Annotated in this window: 11 protein-coding genes; 3 read left to right on the top strand and 8 right to left on the bottom strand. The window is 46.4% G+C overall.

Features of this window, described 5'->3' with window-relative positions:
- Positions 1-38: 38 nt before the first annotated feature.
- The 5 genes from J2128_RS11260 to J2128_RS11240 all read right to left on the bottom strand — a co-directional run bounded on the left by J2128_RS11260 (position 39) and on the right by J2128_RS11240 (position 11,250).
- Complete coding sequence (locus J2128_RS11260) at positions 39-875, bottom strand: DNA-3-methyladenine glycosylase (RefSeq protein WP_209691530.1); 837 nt, start codon at positions 873-875, stop codon at positions 39-41.
- Positions 853-4,233, bottom strand: coding sequence for an exodeoxyribonuclease V subunit beta (locus J2128_RS11255; RefSeq protein ID WP_209691529.1), 3,381 nt, complete (start codon positions 4,231-4,233; stop codon positions 853-855). The genes J2128_RS11260 and J2128_RS11255 overlap by 23 nt, the downstream gene beginning before the upstream one ends.
- 2 nt (positions 4,234-4,235) lie before the next feature.
- Positions 4,236-7,379, bottom strand: coding sequence for a PD-(D/E)XK nuclease family protein (locus J2128_RS11250; protein ID WP_209691528.1), 3,144 nt, complete (start codon positions 7,377-7,379; stop codon positions 4,236-4,238).
- 181 nt (positions 7,380-7,560) lie between these two features.
- Complete coding sequence (locus J2128_RS11245) at positions 7,561-10,140, bottom strand: S8 family serine peptidase (RefSeq protein ID WP_209691527.1); 2,580 nt, start codon at positions 10,138-10,140, stop codon at positions 7,561-7,563.
- Between the two features lie 114 nt (positions 10,141-10,254).
- Positions 10,255-11,250: a hypothetical protein gene (locus J2128_RS11240; RefSeq protein WP_209691526.1), complete on the bottom strand. Its 996-nt coding sequence runs from the start codon at positions 11,248-11,250 to the stop codon at positions 10,255-10,257.
- A gap of 59 nt (positions 11,251-11,309) precedes the next feature.
- Here J2128_RS11240 and J2128_RS11235 point away from each other — a divergent pair, with 59 nt between their 5' ends.
- The 3 genes from J2128_RS11235 to J2128_RS11225 all read left to right on the top strand — a co-directional run bounded on the left by J2128_RS11235 (position 11,310) and on the right by J2128_RS11225 (position 13,940).
- Entirely contained in the window at positions 11,310-11,993 is a 684-nt protein-coding gene (locus tag J2128_RS11235) for a hypothetical protein (RefSeq protein WP_209691525.1), read from the top strand.
- Positions 11,994-12,022: 29 nt separating this feature from the next.
- Positions 12,023-12,460 (top strand): hypothetical protein, encoded by a 438-nt coding sequence (locus J2128_RS11230; protein WP_209691524.1) that lies wholly within the window; start codon positions 12,023-12,025, stop codon positions 12,458-12,460.
- 1,075 nt (positions 12,461-13,535) lie between these two features.
- Positions 13,536-13,940, top strand: a complete 405-nt coding sequence (locus J2128_RS11225) for a hypothetical protein (RefSeq protein ID WP_209691523.1) — start codon at positions 13,536-13,538, stop codon at positions 13,938-13,940.
- A 146-nt stretch (positions 13,941-14,086) separates the two neighbouring features.
- On the opposite strand, the gene thiL is transcribed toward J2128_RS11225, so the two are convergent.
- Genes thiL through J2128_RS11210 form a run of 3 tightly spaced genes read right to left on the bottom strand, consistent with a single transcriptional unit; the run spans position 14,087 to position 17,746 of the window.
- Positions 14,087-14,947 (bottom strand): thiamine-phosphate kinase, encoded by an 861-nt coding sequence (gene thiL / locus J2128_RS11220; RefSeq protein WP_209691522.1) that lies wholly within the window; start codon positions 14,945-14,947, stop codon positions 14,087-14,089.
- Positions 14,940-16,889 (bottom strand): DUF460 domain-containing protein, encoded by a 1,950-nt coding sequence (locus tag J2128_RS11215; RefSeq protein WP_209691521.1) that lies wholly within the window; start codon positions 16,887-16,889, stop codon positions 14,940-14,942. Before J2128_RS11215 ends, thiL begins: the two co-directional genes overlap by 8 nt.
- The gene (locus tag J2128_RS11210; protein WP_209691520.1) at positions 16,886-17,746 is read right to left on the bottom strand and encodes an RIO1 family regulatory kinase/ATPase; all 861 of its coding nucleotides are present in this window, start codon (positions 17,744-17,746) and stop codon (positions 16,886-16,888) included. The genes J2128_RS11215 and J2128_RS11210 overlap by 4 nt, the downstream gene beginning before the upstream one ends.
- Positions 17,747-17,781: the final 35 nt, after the last annotated feature.

Here is a 17,781-nt window from a genome sequence, read left to right as displayed (position 1 = left end):
ATATATAAAATATGCATGCAGGGCGAAAGTGCACTTATTTAGCGTCCCGCAAAAAGGTATTCCTGGGCATACCCGCAGTAGGGGCCGAAGTGCTCCTGCCCGAACCTGCGGACTTTCTCGTATCCTCCGCAGGAAAGAGTTTTTTCCGAATCCCCGACCCCGTAGAGCCCGTACATTATCTTTTTGACCCACCTGTCGACCGGGAAGGACTCGTACTTCTGGAACCCGAAAAGAAGGATGCAGTCGGCGACCTTCATCCCTATTCCCTTGTATTTCATAATCTCCTTCCTGGCAGACTCGTAGTCCGAGGAAAGTATCCTGTCCGCCCATCCTTTGTCGCCCGCAATCTCCGAGGCCGTGCTGCATATGTATGAAGCCCTGTACCCTGTCGAGCATTTGGCGATCTCGTCCCTGCAGAACCCTGACAGGCTCTGGGGTGTAGGGTAAAGGTACGCTTTCTCCTCCCCGTCTTCAACGGGAACACCGGACATTTCGGACATGCTGTCAAGCATCTTTTCAATGAGCGGGATACTCGTGTTCTGTCCGCAAAGGTATGTCAGCAGGCATTCCCACGGGTCCTGCCTTACGACCCTGAGACCTGCATGCTCTTTTATCGCCTCATCGATGTTTTCGTCCCTGTTAATCGAAGCGAGGATTTCGTCAAGGTCTGCGTCGAAGTGGAAATAATACCTGATGAAGTCCTCGTCGCAGCCCGAATATTCAAGAATATTGCCTTTTTGCCTTATTTTTATAAGTTTTCCGTGTGCAATGCCCCTCCACCAACCGCCGGTTTCGTGCCACCTGAACACCTGGCCGCAGGACAGTGTTGTCGAAAGTGAAAAAGGCGTTTTTTCAAGGCTGAATGTCTGTATCATCGTATATTTCTCTTGTCATTTTGTCGCAGGTTTTAGAGACCCTGTCTCTTAATTCCGCGGAATTTATCGGGACTTCATTAAAGCTTTCGTCAGAGGTCTTATAAATAACAGTTTTTACAGGCAGCTTTAAAATACCCTCAGCCGCCTCTTTGTATATCCCCATCTGTACGCTGTGGTCCTCTTCGGTTTCGTCGCCTGTCTTGTAGTCTATAACGTACCACCCGTCTGTTTTCTCGACGAGCCTGTCGATTGCTCCGGAAATTTTGTAGCCTGCAATTCCGGTCTTAAACGAAAGCTCGCAATATGACCTTTTGACGTCTTTCATGAATTCGGAGTCAAGAAACTTCCTGTACATCCCTGCGTAGAGCTGTGCCTCATCTTCCCGGACTTCAGGGTAATTCCATAAAACGGCAGGCAGGTCCTTTCCTGCGAATATTTCGTGGATAAATGTGCCCCTGTCCGCCATTTTCAGCCCGTCTTTTGCGGACGGCTTTTTTGCAGCCTTTTTTTGGGGTGCGGTTTTAATTTCACCTGTTTTTCTCAGGTAGTCTTCTATTTCGGTTGCGGAAAAGACTCTTTCATGACTGCCACATAACCGTGCTTCAGGGAATGACCAAACGGATTTTCCATAGTTTTCAGGCGCCGGGATATTTTTGGGCAGGTGAACGTATTTCGGTTTTTTTTCGTCTGCACCGAAATCGGCAAGGTTTTCTGCCCTTGTCACCTTTACCGTGCATTTTTCACCGTCGCATACGGTTTCGTATACGCCGTCATGAAGTCCGTCCTTTCCCCGCAAAAGGCAGAACATGACCCAGTCGGCCCTCGTTTTGCACGCCTCAAACGATGAAGGCATCTCCTTTGGCTCCGAGGCGCACATTATCAGGTGGTCCCTTGCCCTTGTCGCGGCAACGTAGAACAGGCGCTTTTTTTCCGCCTGCATCTTCTGCCTCTGCCTGTACTTCTGGACCATAAGAGGTGGAGAGTTCACGTAGTCGTCTCCTGTCTCGAAATCGGGTATTTTTATTCCTACTCCAAGCTCTCCGTCGACGACGACCGGGGAGTTGTCGGAGGGAGAGGAGTCCGAAAGTCCTGGTATTATTACGACCGGAAATTCAAGCCCCTTTGATGCATGGACTGTCATTATGGTGACAGCGTCCCCGCCGGTGTTTTCAGGCTCCGCCTCCCCTTCCTTTTCGCCCGAACTTACGGATGACGAAAGCTCGGAAACAAGTCTGTCGAGGGTGTAAAAGCCTCCCTTCTCCCTTTCGCGTATGATGTCCGAGAGCTTTTCGAGGTTTGCCATCGCCTGTCCGCCTCCGGGGACTCCTGCATAAACCGCGTAAATCCCGGATTCCGAGATTATTTTCCTGAAAAGTGCGGAGGGCAAAACTCTTCTTGCATAAAGAAGCCAGGACGAAAGGAGTCTGCATGCGTTTTTCGATTTTTCGGATTCGTCCCTCTTTAATTTTTCAAAAAGGCCTTCAGCGTACCCGTTACATATCCTGAAGATTTCTGCGTCGGAAAACCCGAAGAAAGGCGATCTTAAAGCCGCATAAAGGGATGAGTCGTCTTTTGGATTTTTCAGAAAAGAGAGCACCGAGCCTGCGTCAAGGACCTCCTGTTTTTCGTAGAGTCCCAGGCCCCCGTAGACCCTGTACGGTATTCCGTATTTTTTAAGGGAGTATTCGATGTATTTCAGGTTGTTTCTCCTCTCGATAAGAATGGCGATATCCTGCCACGATGCGGGTTTTTGGGAGACCAGAACTTTTTTTTCGCCGGTAATAATCCTGATTTTCCTTGCAACTGCATCAGCCTCAAAAACGGCCCTTTCCGAAACCGTTTTTCCGGGTGGAGTTATTATAAGCCCGACCGAGCCGCAGTCTTCAGCTCTTTTTTCAGAGACACGGACCGGCTCGTACCCGAAGTCCCACGGTTTTTTCGTCTCCTTTAATATTTCACCGAAGATGCGGTTGACAAACGAAAGGACTTCCTTTGTGCTCCTGAAGTTTATGTCAAGCGATACAAGGTCTCCTTTGTATTCGTTTTTTATTTTTTCACCCGAACGCCTGAACTGTGTCACGTCGGCGTCCCTGAATAGGTAAATCGACTGCTTCGGGTCACCTACGACGAAAATGCTGCTGCATTTCCGGTTGTCTTTTTGTTTGCCGCCGTTCAGGATATATGACGTTATTTCGGCCTGGACAGGGTCGGTGTCCTGGAACTCGTCTATCATGACGTATTTGAAACGTTTCGAGTAGCTTTTTGCAACAATATCAGGGTATTTTCTGAAGAGCGAATAGGTGAGGTTTATCATGTCGGTGAAGTCCACGGCGCCGCGGGCATGCTTTTCCCGCCTGATGCCTTTTTCCATCTCCCTGTAGACTACATAGAGAGATTTCAGGATTTTAAGTGTCCTTTTCGTTTCCGGTGTGTCTTCCGTGGTTTCGGCTGCAAGGATATCACCCGGAAGGCCGTCGGCGTAGTCCTTTAGGGCCGAATAAGAGGATATCAGGTTCTCCTTGAAGTCCCCGAATACCTTTTTGCTCCCCATGCTCTTTGAGCCGCCGGCAGTCTCCGCAATCCCAAGAAGGCCCCTGCAGATATCACGGGGGTCTTCGCTTTTGAGGAGGATGAGAAACTCCTTTACGGATTTCAGGTATTTTGCACCTTTGTCGCCGTCGCCTGCAAAACTTTCCGAAAGCGAAAAAAGGTCTCCTGCGGCTTTCGGGAGGACCGAACTTTCCCAAAATTCCGTTGCAATGCTTAATTTTTCCTGCAATAGCGCCTCTTTCCACATTACTGCCGTTTTTTCCGGGGAATTTTCAAGAGCCTCGAAGAAATCGTTCGCATATCTTCTCTTCCTATGCATCTCCCTTAAAAATAACTCGAGGTAGTATGTCCCGTATGTGCACAGGCATTCGTCAAGGCTTTCTTTTACGAACGGGTCGGGTTTTCCGGTAAAAAGAGAATTTATGGTGTCCTTTATGATGTCCTCGGATTCGCTGTCGGTCAGGACCGAAAATCCGGGTTCTATTCCGGCCTCTACCGGGAACTCCCTGAGGACTTTCGAGCAGAAGGAGTGGAATGTGGAAATGTTGGCCCACATCATCTCCTCTTTAATCTGGTCCCAGAAAGGTCCTTCTTTTTCAAAGATCTCCTTTTCGACCCTCTCTTTCATCTCGGCCGCGGCCTTGTCCGTAAATGTCAGGGCAAGAATTTCGGAAGGCCTGCACCCGGCGTCTTCGATGAGGCTTATATAGCGGTTTACAAGGACATGCGTCTTTCCGGTCCCCGCCCCTGCCGTGACACAGAGACTGATGTCATGCCTCATCGCCTCTTTCTGCCTGTCTGTAAGCATTTTTAGTCGTCTCCTTTGTTTTTTCCGGGGTTTTCGCCTTTTTCTTTGGGGCCGTTTAGTATATTTTCCTGTTCAAGAATTCTGAACTCCGAGAACCTGCACAGGTTTTTGAACTCGCAGTAGCCGGGGCAGACTCCGGTCTCTTTTGCGGGAGTAAATATCCCTTTTCTTATGCATTCGGAATAGCTGCATGCGAATTCTACGGACCTGTCAAGAATGTCCTCAAACGGCTCTTTTTTTATCCTCGCCTTTTGGAAGGCTGAGAATAGCTCCTCTTCATCCGGGTCATACAGTTCGGCCCTCCTGAAGACTTCTTTTTTCGAGAGTTTATAGTAAAACCCGCCTATTCCTCTCATGTCCATGGACTTTTCCGCGGCTTTGAGGTATAGGGGGAGCTGGAGGGCTTTGCCTGAGGCAATATCCCTGTATTTCGGGTTGTTTCCCGTCTTGTAATCAGTTATGACAAAGTCACCGTCTCTTACGTCTATCCTGTCGACAAATCCCCTTAGAAATATGCTTTTGCCGCTCTTTGACGTTATTTCGACGGGCCCGTCCGAAAAAGAATTTCCCGGTCCGGCAGACCCGAACCCGGCCTCAAAATATTTCGGGACGAACCCGGTCGGGTAAAGTTTCACCTCTTCGTCGGCAAACTTTTCAAGTATCCCTTTCCCGTACCCGGTCTCCCCGAGTATCTCCTTTGTCATTGAGTCCCATGCAGGTCCCTGCATCCCGTAGGCTTCAATATTTTCGCCTGCACATGACTTCAAAAGGGACAGCGCCTCGTCCCTGTCGATTCCTGAAGGGGGTCTTTCGTGGTTTTTCATCCACTCCGAATAGAACGAAAACAGCGTTTTGTGAAGAAGGTCGCCCCTGTCTGCGGCGGAAAGTGCAAAGTCGGTTTTAGGTGGCGGGTTTAGCCCGAGGACGTGCTTCAGGTAGAACCTGAACGGGCACTGTGAGTATATTTCAAGCGATGTCGGTGAATAGGCATATTTCCCGCCGAACCTTTCATTTAGCGCTTCCTTTATATCGTCGTCGCCTGACAAAAGCCCGTCATATGCCGAATCGTACAGTCCCCGCCTGAAAAAGCCTTCGGTGTTTATTCTCTCCATGACGGATTCGGGGGATATGCCTTCAGGGAGATAAAAGTCGTCACAGACAATACCTTTTGAAAGACTGCGGCCGGTCTCTTCGAGGGAATATGACACCGGGCCTTTTCTTCCGGGGTCTTTTGGCTCTTTTGCCGCAAGGATGCCGGATGCGGTCTCGTAAAACTGCGATGGGATCTCCTGTCTTCCTTCCGCCTCGTTGTGACAGCTAAGGTATACGGCCCGTCTTCCGGCATACAGGGCCTTTACAAAGTAAAACCTCTCTCCCCGGACCTTGTCGCGTTTCTTTCCCGGCCAGATTTTCTGGTCTTCTTCGTCGGTTGTATAAGGAAGGATTCCGGGAATGTCGGGTATTTTTCCGTCGACAAGACCTGCAAGGAACACGTATGAAAAACCCGTGTCCTGAAGCCCCTGTATTCCCGAGACCTGAATCTTTGAGTCGTCCCTTTCAAGGGGGATTCTCGTGCTTCCCGCGGACGAGGAGAGAAGCCTTGAAAATTCATAAAAGGGGACTTTATCCTCCCCGGAAGTTTCGGAAGTCTTTGAAAGTCCTTTTAAGAGTTTTTTCAGGTCTTCAAGGTCTTTTTTGTCCCTTGAAAGGATTTTTTCCCCGCATATGCCGCTTATTACCGGGACTTTCCACTTTTTTAGAAGTTCTGTGAAGTTTTTGATATGGCCGCGGTATGTGTCGCTGTGCGACAGGTCGTTCAGCTCAGACAAAACAGGGACGACGTTTTTTAAAACGTACCTCGCGTCCGTAATCTTTTTTTCCAGGTCCTTTTTCTTTGAGTTTGGCAGATCTTCCGATAAAAGGTTTTTTTTCTGACTGTCTATGTATTTTTCAAGGTTTTTCTCCCAGGACGAAAACCCTTCGTCAATACGGGCGTTTTCAGCTACAGTGTCCGTGAACGCCTTTTTTGCAGGCAGGAGCCTTTCCGATGCAAGGTATGGTGACGCAAGAAATTCCGAGACCGCCCCCTTTGAAAATTTCTTTGCTATGACTTCAGCCGTAAGGATGACTGACTGGACGATGGGGGAGCGAGACAATGGAAATGTCGCCGACGAGGAGAAGGAAAGGCCAAAGTCCGAAAAGATTTCATCCGCAACCGCCGTTGCACCGGCAGGGTCGGGGAATGCGACGGCTATTTCAGAAGGTTTCACGCCTGATTTTACCAGCCGGGATATTTCAGCCGCTATTCCTGAAATCTCGGATTTGAAGTTGTCATAGCGTTTTGCAAAAATATCCGCCGTTAGACCGGCAGGGTTGCCGCCTGAAAAGACGACAGTATAGTCGCATGCACTTACGGTCTCGGCGGTTGTGGTTTTCGCACCGAACCATTTCCCGTTGTCTGTGCAGACTTTGCGGTTTTCACAGAAAGGCATGAAATATACACATTTTCTGCTCTTTGACGAGCAGGCCGTAATGAATGATTTTACGGCTGGAAAGGGTTCATATATCCCTGAGAAAAAGAATGTGGGAGTTTCGCCTGAAAAACCTTTTTCTTTTATATGTTCCGTGGCTGTCGTCCAGATCCTTTCGGGAGGGATTAGTTTTTCGGACCGTATGATTTCTGCATAATCCTCGATTACCCTGGCAATGGCCCTGTTTTTAGGGCTTTCACGTGAAAAGACCTGCCTGTAATCCGCCTCCTGCTCAGTTGCGACCTTGACAAGGCCGTAGAGGTCGTTTAAAAGCCTGGACGAAAAATCCTTTGATGGTGAAAGTGCACCGGCGTAGCTACTGTTTTTCCTGGCAGCTTTCAGGAGAATCATCTTCGCCTCCTCTTCGGATATCAGCCTGTGGCCGGGAATCTTCTCCACGGTCGCGGATGCAAACGCCAAAGGGGTTGAAACTGCCTTTTCAACGACTGCAATTTCCTCCTTAAGAAGGGTATTTTCGATGTCTCTTTTGAGCCTCTCGGTAGGGACGAGTAGGTATGTTTTCAGGGGAAAATCCGTATATTCCTGTTTAAAAGCCTCGACACAGCTTTTAGGGCCGCACCCGGGATGAATCTTTACAAGATTTTTTTCAGGCATTGTTTTGTGTAAATTTTAGTTCAGGGATGTTTATAAAGACGCCCCCGTGCCCCTTAATTTCTATCATATAATTATGAGATATCCCGCAAAAACATTTCTGACCGGTAAAAACTGTAAAAAAAGCCCAAAGAACAAAAAACTAAGAAAATGGGTTTATCCTTTTGTCCGGTGGCAGCATGCTTTACCTTTTCTTGTCGTACCACCAGTCGGGGTACTTGTTTCTTTTATGCCTCATTGCAACGGCAACCCCGGTCAGCAACAAAATGGAGGCTACAAGAACCGGAATTATGACGGATTTAAGAGATGAAAAGTCCTGCAGGTCTTTACTGGTATCCCCGGAAATTACAGTGGCATTTGCAGGTGAAGGCGTTTCACATGGTTCTGCCGGAATTTTTGTTTCGGTCACTGTCGGCTGGATTTCAGTCGGGACAACCGTCTCTGCCGGCACCTGTGCAGTTTCCGGAATAATTGTCGCATTTTCTGAGAACGCTATTGCAAACCACGAAAACGACGGCGTTTCTGCACTATAGCAGTAATATGAACCGTCTTTTCCGGTAAAAGTCGTTTTAAGCTGCTCCCACTCTTTCGAGCTTCCGTTGTAGTGGAGCATCACGACGTCGCCGTAGTCATGGTCTCCCGGTGAAAGCGTGCTCTTTGAAACCCTGAAAAAGAATGTACCCCCGGAAAAGTCCGGATTGTCAGCGTAATAGAGGTTTACGTCTTCGTATTCGTAAGTATCGCGGTCAGGTCTGCTTACAGACGAAGGAAGAGACTTTGTCTCTTTGACGGTTATCATGACCTTTGGGACGTCTTTTACGGCAGTCAGTGTTACTTTGCTGACTGCGCCTTTGTCCATGTCAAAGGATGCACTTTCACCGGCCTTAAGGTCGGTTGCAAATCCCGATCCCGTATCGGTGTTCGGCCCCCCGCCTGATTTTGCGACGTTCAGGCCTGAAGAGACTATAGTCCGGAGTGAATCAGCCATGGAAAGTGCGTCGGCAAGGCCGTACCCGAAGGTTGTGTCTTTTCCTTTCGTTCCGAGGTCTTCGGCGGAATTGTATAAAGCGGTCCTGACTTCATCCGGGGTCATCGATGGGAATGCACCCCATATTTGCGCTGCAACAGCAGCAACGTGGGGTGCGGCCGCACTTGTGCCGTAGAACGGGTTTGAAAACCCTCCGGCACCTGTAATGCTTACACCGTCGACTCCGGTGATGTCCGGTTTTGACCTGAGTTCGTGGGACGGGTAATATATAGTGACCGGCCCCCTTGAAGAGTAGTCTTCAATAACCGAAGGTGTGTTACAGTTTACCGCGGCCGTTGTAATGACGTCAGGGACCGCCCCATGTCCGAAAACGGAGTCCGCTGAGACGATATTATTGTTGAATACACGTGCCCCGCTGCTCGGGTAAATAAATACTTCAAGCGTTCTTTTTTCCGCACTGCTGTTTTTTTTGACATCGACCTCACCAACGATGTCTGACGGCCCGTCATTTGTATAAACAAAATATTCGAGGGGATCACCTGACCCGTCCTGAAAGTCTTCGGAATATTCCAGGTCCCCGAGAGTTATATTGGGGTACATATCTGTTACATTTGACAGGTAAAGGTCGTAATCGTTGCCTGAGCTGCCGAACTCATCGTTCCATTCCAGGATGATAATAACCTCCGAATATGCGGTTATGTTGACATACAGGGATTTGCGGTTGTCACTTGTGCCGCTGCTGAAGTCATGCAGCCCGCTCCGCACTCCTCCTGCGTCATAAAAATCCCCCTGGTAGTGCTCTTCGGCGTTATTTCCCGCTGAAGTTACATATATTATGTCATTGTCCTGAAGTACGGACTTAACGTGGGAGGCTACAATGCCGTCTTCAAAAAAAGGCTGTGTACTCCAGTAAATATCGTCGCATATCACTTTGCAGCCGTTTGAAATAAGGTCGTCTATTGCAGAGTTGAACTCGAGGGAGTTATAGCCGCAGTCGTGAAAATACAGCTCTGCGTCAGGGACCATGTCGTGGACAATCTCAAGCATCGCCGTTCCCTCGTCACCTCCTCTGGCATTGCTCAAAACGTGCACGTCATAGGGGAGGTCGCCTGATGCCTGTGAATCCGATATATAGTCAACACCGTTTGATATAATACCTATTTTAACGCCTGCGCCGGTGTAGCCGTACGTTGAACGGACGTTTGCGGTCTTATGGACTATGTCTCCTTCGGTCGTGACGGACCCTGTACTTACTCCCGGAGCGATTACTTCTCTTACTGCCCTTACCCCCTCGATTTCGGTGAGTTTGTCCAGGTTATCTATGTCAACCCGTGCCACTGCAAGATTGTTTGTTTCGTCCTTTTCGGTTACATCCGCGATACCGTCGATTTTATCCATCGTATCCGCCGGATGCCCCGGGAACATGTACACATAGACGTATACAGTTTCATCAGGAGGATTTAAGCCGGACACTGAATTCATGCTGTACGGCACGGCATTGGAATTCGCGGCAGCTGCAGTATTCGCTGTCTTTTCAGAATCCCTGGTTTTCAGGAGGAGCGATGTCGATAATTTTTTTTCACTTTCCGTGAGGTTGTATTTATCTATTGTTGAAGCCGCGGAGAAATCCGTCATAGTAAGAAAATTTGTTTCTTCCGGGCTGTCAGGCAGGTACATTCCCGTGTCTGCAAGGACTTCCCCGGTAAAAAAAAGCGTTTGAAATATAATAAAAAGTAAAACCAGTTTTTTTGCGAGACATTTAGACGGGAAATTCATTATTATTTTATCTTGTTTTGACCGGATATTTGTTGTCAATTGTGCTGTTTTAAGCCGTTTATTGATAAAGACAATATTTTCAAAAAATTTTGGAAAAAAGAAAGAATGTGTTTTTTAGTTCATTCCAAAGATGCCTGCGATATATGATCCCAGTGCTGAAAATACCCCGGATGTAGGGTTGCCAGTATTGTTGCCTGAATTTTCTTCTATATAGAATGTGCACATGTCGTATGAGTCATCCACCCCAGAATTCAGATCTTCTATAAGCGCTTCTGCAGCGTCTGAACCGCTTAATGCGGAACTTCCGGTGATATAAAAGGAATCATCACTGTTCTGGTCTGAAGAATATGCTTTTGATACCATTACTGAATCTTTGTCCTGGTTCTGATTTGCAGTGACATCAAACTGGTCGTTATACATCGGGTGCTGGACAATGACGTAGTATTTCCCGGTCTCCATATTTTTTGTTTCACTCTGGTCAATTACGTAACTGAAAGAGCCGTCCTCTTCAGGTGTTACTGCAACCATTGAACCTGACTCTGCACCGTTCCAGTAATCCGGGCCGAATACCCATATTCCGACAGAATCCGGTTCCCCGATTGCAGAGCCTTTAATTGTCAATTCTTCACCCTTTTCGACATTCTTTTCAGAAACCTTTGCCGAGATGATAGGCTTTTTTATTGTAATCGAGACTGTATTGTAGGAGATGCCTGAAAGGTAAGCTTTGTTCTTCGGTTCTGTGACCGCGTAGATTGTATATGATCCGGCATCAAGGTCTATGGCGCTGGTGTCAAGCCAGTATTCCCATGTTCCGTCGGATTCCACTTTCACGGCGTCAAAAGTGTCAGCGTCACCTGTTACCGCGTCTGTTGTAGGGCGGTCAGGTCTGACACCGTTTTCATTAAGTGTCGGTCCGGTCATAAACAGGTATGTGTGGCCCGATTCCGTGTTTGTTCCTGATAAAATGATTTCTTCGTTGAGGTAATATGTCCCGTCACCCGTTGCCGTGATTGTAATCGGTTCGGTTGCATTGTCTCCGGCCATTGCCGGGCATACTGCAAGAAAAACCGCTGTTAATGCAAATATTATAAATGCAGGATTAAAATTCATTTTAATGCCCCGTTTTTTATATCTGTGCTTTGATACGTTAAAGGTTTTATCTGACAAACATGAAAGTGATTTTGAAAAAATCCTTTAAAAAAGAGACTGGTCAAGAACTATCAGAAAATGAAAAAGATGCTCTCAAACAGATCATTGTTCAAGAACACATAGAAAAAGTATCCTGGAGTAAATTTAAGAAAAAACTAGGAGTTAAAGACGAAGATTTTAAAAATCTTACTCAAATTAAGGAAAATTCCTTGAACCAAAACGAAAAAAATCTGCCTCTTTCTCTTGTTCTTGTTCAGGTTGCAGATGATGTAAATGGAGGTACAGGCATTGATGGAGCTGGAGAATATTATTCGGTTAATGGAGATAATGATCTCATATCCGTATCTGTCGACAGCAGATACGATGGGAAAGATCTTTATGATTGTCTTTTCGAAGATGAGGATGCTCCCACTGAGGCATTAGATATAAGTTATGATGCTGTTCGTATGAGTTTATATGGGACGCTGAATGATCTCCAGGGATTCTTTATCTATGAGCCTGATGATTATAATCATAGATATATTGAATTTGGTAATGATTATGATAATGGACATGCCTACGCCACAACTGTTGGGCAACACGGTCAGCTAAAGACAGTTTGGCATGTAGGGGATGAGATCTCTATCAGTAATGTCTGGAATCACGCCATGAGTCTGGAAGACCGAAATCCAAACATGGATCAATTAATCTATAACTTTAACTAATTTTTTTTTAAAGCCGGGGTATGAAAATTATGAATTTTCAGAAAACTGCAAAGAGTCTGGATAAAGTTCTCTACGTTCTACTTCTTTTAATTCTGCTTTTAAATTCGCTGATGTATCTTTTTGCATTTACTCTCAACTGGGAGACATGGTTTTTAGGTATGAAGACGGACGGTCTGATTGCAGGCATAATATTGTTTGCTTACTTTTTTATCCCCGCTGCCCTTTGCGTTCTCCTTTTAATGTATCCGCAAAGTATTGTGGCAATAGCTCTTTTGTCGGTTTTTTTCTTCTGCTTCGGTTTTATCGATTCATCTATGACAGTTCAGAAGTTAAGCGGAGGACTAAATTTATACAATGAATTTATGGCAGTCTTTATGGTTATCCCGTTGATTGTTTTGGCAGGTCATCTTGCCGTCACCAGGCTATACAGCAGTGATGAAGATAGTCATAAGAATGAAATGAAATAACCGGATTTCACCGGGTATTTATTTAATCAAACAAAAACTACGTTTTAAATAACTGATGTGTCGAGCATGAAATTGTCTTATAGTAAACGTAGATTTGTTTATTGTTTGAAGATTTGGTCACAAGAGGTTTTTATGATTAAGTCAAAAATCATCCCGTGCAGCATCAGAAGGAGGTTGCAGGAGTCTTATGCCGGTAGTAAGTGCGTCTTCCAGTACCGGAAGCAATGGAATGAATCCTGGTGTAGGTGCAGGAACCGGATTACTATTTGTATGATGAAAACGATTGTATCCGGGGATTGAAAGCTAACGAGTGGCATTGGAGGGCTTTTCTCGTTCCTCAGGGAGTAAGGTTATGTTCCAAAATATAATAAGAACAGGGCCTTACACATTATGGTGCGATCTGGAAATAGGAAACCCATAATTTTATCCCTTATTTTTGCATAGGACACTATTATGACTACCAAATATTACAAAAAAGTAAAAGAATTGGGAATTTTCATATTCCTGGGTTTATTTATCGTATATTGTTGTATAAATTTTTGTATAACCTTTCTCTTCTTTAATTCGTGGATTACAAATCCTTTATCAAACTGGATCTTCTTTGGCCCGCTAATAATCTTCCAGTATGCTGGCTTTTTTATCAGCATGTACCTGGTATCCGGGAAGGAACTACCGGATGAGAGTGATACAGCAAAGATCCACGAGAGATGTACCGGTCTTAAGGCTTCTGTCGCCGGGTTTATTACCTGGTTTATCGCACTTATTATTTTAGACTATATCCAAGTGCAGATTAATATTTTTCTCTCTATATTCTGTGGATATGCCCTGTCATTAGTGATTTTCTGGCTTTTGAAAAGAATTGACAAAAGATATTGGTAATAAATATTGATGTTTAAAGGAATATAAAAATATAATTACCTGCATCTATAATTCGTACTACCGGGACAGAGGCCCAAGATGGGGGGGAGAAAAACCCTCCTTTTCATAAAGACCATACAATCTGGTGCATGTCTTCAGGAAGTATAGACAACGGGAAAACTGCAATAATTCAGCGGTTTATTATCAGGATAACATCATGACTACAGAGAATTTTAAGGATATAAAAGAATGGGGAATTTTCATCTTCGCATGCCTGTTAATCGTATATTTCATCTTAAACATCCTTTTTCATAATTCCGCGACAGTGGGGGCCTTATCAAACTGGGTTTTCATCGGGCCGCTTCTCATTTTTCCGTTTGCAGGCTTTTTTATCAGCATGCACCTGGTACCCGGAAAGGAGATGCCGGATGAGGGTGACAGAAAAGAGGTCCGTGAGAGATATAATGGTCTTAAGGCTTCTGTCGCCGGATTTTTCACGTGGCTTATTGTACTCGCTCTTTTGGAAAAGGTTTATGTGGAAATGAATATTATTCTCTCGATTTTCTGCGGGTGTGTCCTCTTTTTAGTGATATACCTGGCTTTTGAAAAAGGCTTAACATAAGGCCGGAATGATTGTTGGTAAAGGACCGGTACCTTATACTCATCAGGCATAATTACAAAAAAAAGTTTAAGTAAGAATGTTGAAAGTGATAATCCTTTCTCTCGTTTTTAAAAATCCGTGATTTTTCAGGGTTTGGAAAAAAGCAGTCAGTCCTGTTTGTCCCAGGTATGAGAGTAGCCCTTTCTTTCCGCATCTGTTCCAGATATCCTCACACCTTTATTTTCCGAAACATATCCTATTTTAATTCCCGGGAGAGAGTTTTTTTCATGGAGGCTCTCACTGCATGTATACAAAAGCCCGAAGTCCCCGCCGTAGTAGAAGGCGGTATCAAAACCGATGCCTTCAGAAAGCGGGACAAGGTTTTTGTCTATATCAAAGCCGCATCCGTTGAGGTCAGAGAGGTCGAAGAGTGACACCGCAAGGCCGTCCGAGACGTCCATCATACAGGATACATGTGCTTTTCCGAGAAGAGTTCCTTCAAAAACCTTCGGCTGCGGTTCGCAGAGGTCCTTAAAATAGCGTCTGTCACCGCAAAGCCCTTTTTGGGCATGCCCCAGGTTTCCGCAGACATATACGGCATCCCCTTTTTTTGCACCTTTTCTTGAGACATAGTCCTCTTTTCTGACTATCCCTATTCCTGTAGTGACTATCGTAAGCTCGTCGTGCGAGTCCACGTCGCCGCCGCAGAGTTCAGCTCCAAATTTTTTGCAGCACTCAAAAGCCCCTTTTGTTATTCCGTCTATTCTATCCTCCCTGTCAAGGCCTGCCGCAAGAAGGATGCATGCAGGTTTAGCTCCTGATGATGCGATATCGGACAGTGTTACGGAGGCGGACATCCATCCTGCCTGCCTGTCGGTGCAGCCCTTTGGAAAATCAGTTTTTTCGTGGAGCATGTCGGTTGAAGCGACGATATAGATGTCGCCGAAGGGTATTTTTGCACAGTCGTCCTCGGTTTTACCCTTACCGATAATTCCTGCAATCCTTTTTACAATCTCCCTGTCATCCATTTTTTCTCGCCTCGACCTCGCGTTCGCTTTTGTACTCCCTGACTATGTCCTCTATCATCCTTTTCTTTTTCTCGCTCTCAAATTTCTCCTGCCCTGATGACCATTTCAAAAGCGCTTTTTCAAAGTCTTCGCGTTTTACAGAGCCGGTTCTCCCCCTTATTGATACGAAAGCCTCTGAAGCCTTAAGAAGCGGAGTCTTTTCCTCCCTGAACGCCTCGTCAAGCTTTTCATCAAAGTTTTCTGCGATGACGGCCTTTATGTGCGATTTCGAGAGCATAAGAACAGTTGCCTTTCCCCATCCGCCTGTCTTTGATACGCATATAATGTCACCTTCCGATATCCCGAGGTCGTCTTCAAGTGCAGAAAGCCCCTCTTTTGTAAACGCCGGCAGTATTTTAACCGGGATGTTGTCGCCTCCCATCTGGAGATCAGCAAACCTTTTGAGACGTGATATCCGCTTTAGAAGTCTCTGGGTGTTTTTCTGCTCTTTTTTAAGCCTCCTTTTAAGGGTCGTTATCTGGGAGTCCATCCCGGAAATCTCACGGCTTTTCTGTCTTTCCTCCGCCCTTTTGGTCCTCTCGGACGAAAGAATTTTTTTCAGGCCCTTAATCTCCGACGACTTCTTCTCGTTGTCGGCCTGAAGGGATGATACGTGGCTTCTAAGGTCTTTTATAATCCCCTCAAGGTGTGAGACCCTTGTATCCGTGCCTGAAAATTCGGCTGCAATCTCTTCTTTTGTCTCGTCTTCCTTAAGTGAATCCGGCGATATTTCAGAGAGGATTCTTTCAACGCTAAGCCCCTTTATGACACCTGAACGGACGTAGTCGAGGTCGTACCCGGGAGGTATTCTTCTTTCAATGCTTTTGAACTTGTTTTTGTATGACCTGTACGCTTCAAGGGCTGCGGAAAGAGAGTCCCTCTCGTGGTCGTTTTTAAATTCAAACCCCGAGGATATGCAGATGGACGCTTTTTCGTCCTGCGTCCTGTCCTCTTTCGGAGTGTATGAGACGGCCTTAAACGCTCTTCTTATCTTTTCAACTGAAGCAGGCATTTTTGCTATATCTGAGGCTATTACAACAGGCTTTCCTGCTGAGGATATCTCTTCAGTCCAGTCCGAAAGAGACATCTGCCGCGAACTTTTGAGCGCGACAAGCTCCCCGTCAAGTGAGACCGCGGCAAAGCCGAATGTCGTTCCCGGGTCTATCCCGACGATTACAGGCCTTTTTCTAACAGTCTGCGGGAGGTATTTTATCCTGTCAAGCTTTCTTGCAGAGACTCTCACCTGGAAATCGGAGTGCTTCTCGGACTGAACGGATATTTCATTCTTCGCGGCGCAGACATGAAAACTGACCCTTTTAAGGCCCCCGAAACCCTTCGACTCTTTTTTGTCGTATCTAAACCCCTTCTCCCTCAGGATGTCCTCTATTTCACGTGCTTTTAAAAGGACCGAGCCGTGGATTTTTCTGATATACCTGTTCTGGCTCCAACCGCCCTTTCCTATTGAGCGGCTCCTTGAGACCACAATGTCGCATGAGTTTTCAAATGCGACAACTTCGCATCCCGCACCAAGTTCAGCGACGTGAGCGGAGGTTTTGGCTTCTGAAAAAGGGTCAAACCTGTCGCTTAATTTTATATTGTACCTTGCTGCAACACGCGGGAGAGACTCCTGTCTTTCCCCTCCCGTAACCTGCACAAGCTTTGTCCCGGCAGGCAGGGACTGCATAAAAAAGATAAGTTCCTGCTGGTTTTTCGAGACCTCTCTTGTACTGTCTACGGCAAGTATATCGGGCTTTTCTTTGTTAAGCACCCTTATCAGCCTGTACAGAGATGCCTCTTCGGTTTGTGTGAGTTTTCCGTCCTCTCTTTTCGCAAGTGCGAAGACGGGCTTTTTTGTCCTGGACCTGACTGACCCCTTGATGATGTCTATCCCGAATACCTTCAACCAACCACCGTTTTAAAGGCATCTTCCGGTGTGCAGGCGATGCCGTATTTTCTTGAAAAATATCCTGTAATATTTTCAAGATCATGCATAAGAATATCCTTTGCGTTTGGGTGGGAGGTCTCTGTCCACTGGGGCCAGTCGATAAGCCAGACCTCTTTTTCGTCGAACATTACGTTGTATTCCGAGAGGTCGTTGTGTATATAACCGAGGGCATACGCCTTTTTTACGTTTTCCAGGATAGTGTCAAATATTTCCCCGGGGTTTTCAAGAGTTATCTGCTGGATGTTTCTTCCGGCAATGTAAGTCATTGCAATTGCGTTGCGGTTTATTGCGACAGGGACCGGGACGCTGACACCCCCCTTTCTTAAGGCTTTGAGGGCTTCGTACTCCTGCCTTGCGGAATATGTGGACGCAAAAATCCACGGGAAATGTTTCCATTCAGGCATGAAGCTTCTGTTAAGCCTTGCTGACTGGAATGAACGCTGTCCGACACGGTGGATTTTGAGGGCAAGGACGCCGGTCCCAAGGGCCTCATATACTGTGGACTCTTTTCCTACGCCTATAAGACAGCCGAGGGCTGATATAGTCCCCTTTTTTACAAGCGATAACACTGCAAGTGCGTCGTATCCTGTAAAAGTCAGCTGGTATCCCCTGTAGGGGACGGAGCTGCTTTTTATCATGTCCTTTTCCATCAGGTGCCCGAGCCGGAACTCTGTCTCCTGTGCCGACAGACCTGACGACTTTTTGAGTACGTCATCCGGGACCCATGAATATTTTCTCATGAGTTTTTCGGTGGTCATCAGGAGAAGGGTCTCATATTTATGCATGTTTTTAATATCTTCGGGAGAAACCGGCATAGTCTGTAAACACTTTATCTGTTGGAGATGATATA

Origin of the sequence: Methanomicrobium sp. W14, from assembly GCF_017875315.1 — an archaeon.
Taxonomy (GTDB): domain Archaea; phylum Halobacteriota; class Methanomicrobia; order Methanomicrobiales; family Methanomicrobiaceae; genus Methanomicrobium.
The sequence above is the reverse complement of the archived record's forward strand: the minus strand, read 5'-3'. Positions and strand labels throughout refer to the sequence as shown.

Bases quoted from the DNA above. Each gene is read 5' to 3' on its own strand.
- J2128_RS11210 (WP_209691520.1), bottom strand. From the start codon at position 17,746: ATGCCGGTTTCTCCCGAAGATATTAAAAACATGCATAAATATGAGACC.
- J2128_RS11255 (WP_209691529.1), bottom strand. From the start codon at position 4,233: ATGCTTACAGACAGGCAGAAAGAGGCGATGAGGCATGACATCAGTCTC.
- J2128_RS11260 (WP_209691530.1), bottom strand. From the start codon at position 875: ATGATACAGACATTCAGCCTTGAAAAAACGCCTTTTTCACTTTCGACA.
- J2128_RS11230 (WP_209691524.1), top strand. From the start codon at position 12,023: ATGAATTTTCAGAAAACTGCAAAGAGTCTGGATAAAGTTCTCTACGTT.
- J2128_RS11225 (WP_209691523.1), top strand. From the start codon at position 13,536: ATGACTACAGAGAATTTTAAGGATATAAAAGAATGGGGAATTTTCATC.
- J2128_RS11235 (WP_209691525.1), top strand. From the start codon at position 11,310: ATGAAAGTGATTTTGAAAAAATCCTTTAAAAAAGAGACTGGTCAAGAA.
- J2128_RS11240 (WP_209691526.1), bottom strand. From the start codon at position 11,250: ATGAATTTTAATCCTGCATTTATAATATTTGCATTAACAGCGGTTTTT.
- thiL (WP_209691522.1), bottom strand. From the start codon at position 14,947: ATGGATGACAGGGAGATTGTAAAAAGGATTGCAGGAATTATCGGTAAG.
- J2128_RS11250 (WP_209691528.1), bottom strand. From the start codon at position 7,379: ATGCCTGAAAAAAATCTTGTAAAGATTCATCCCGGGTGCGGCCCTAAA.
- J2128_RS11245 (WP_209691527.1), bottom strand. From the start codon at position 10,140: ATGAATTTCCCGTCTAAATGTCTCGCAAAAAAACTGGTTTTACTTTTT.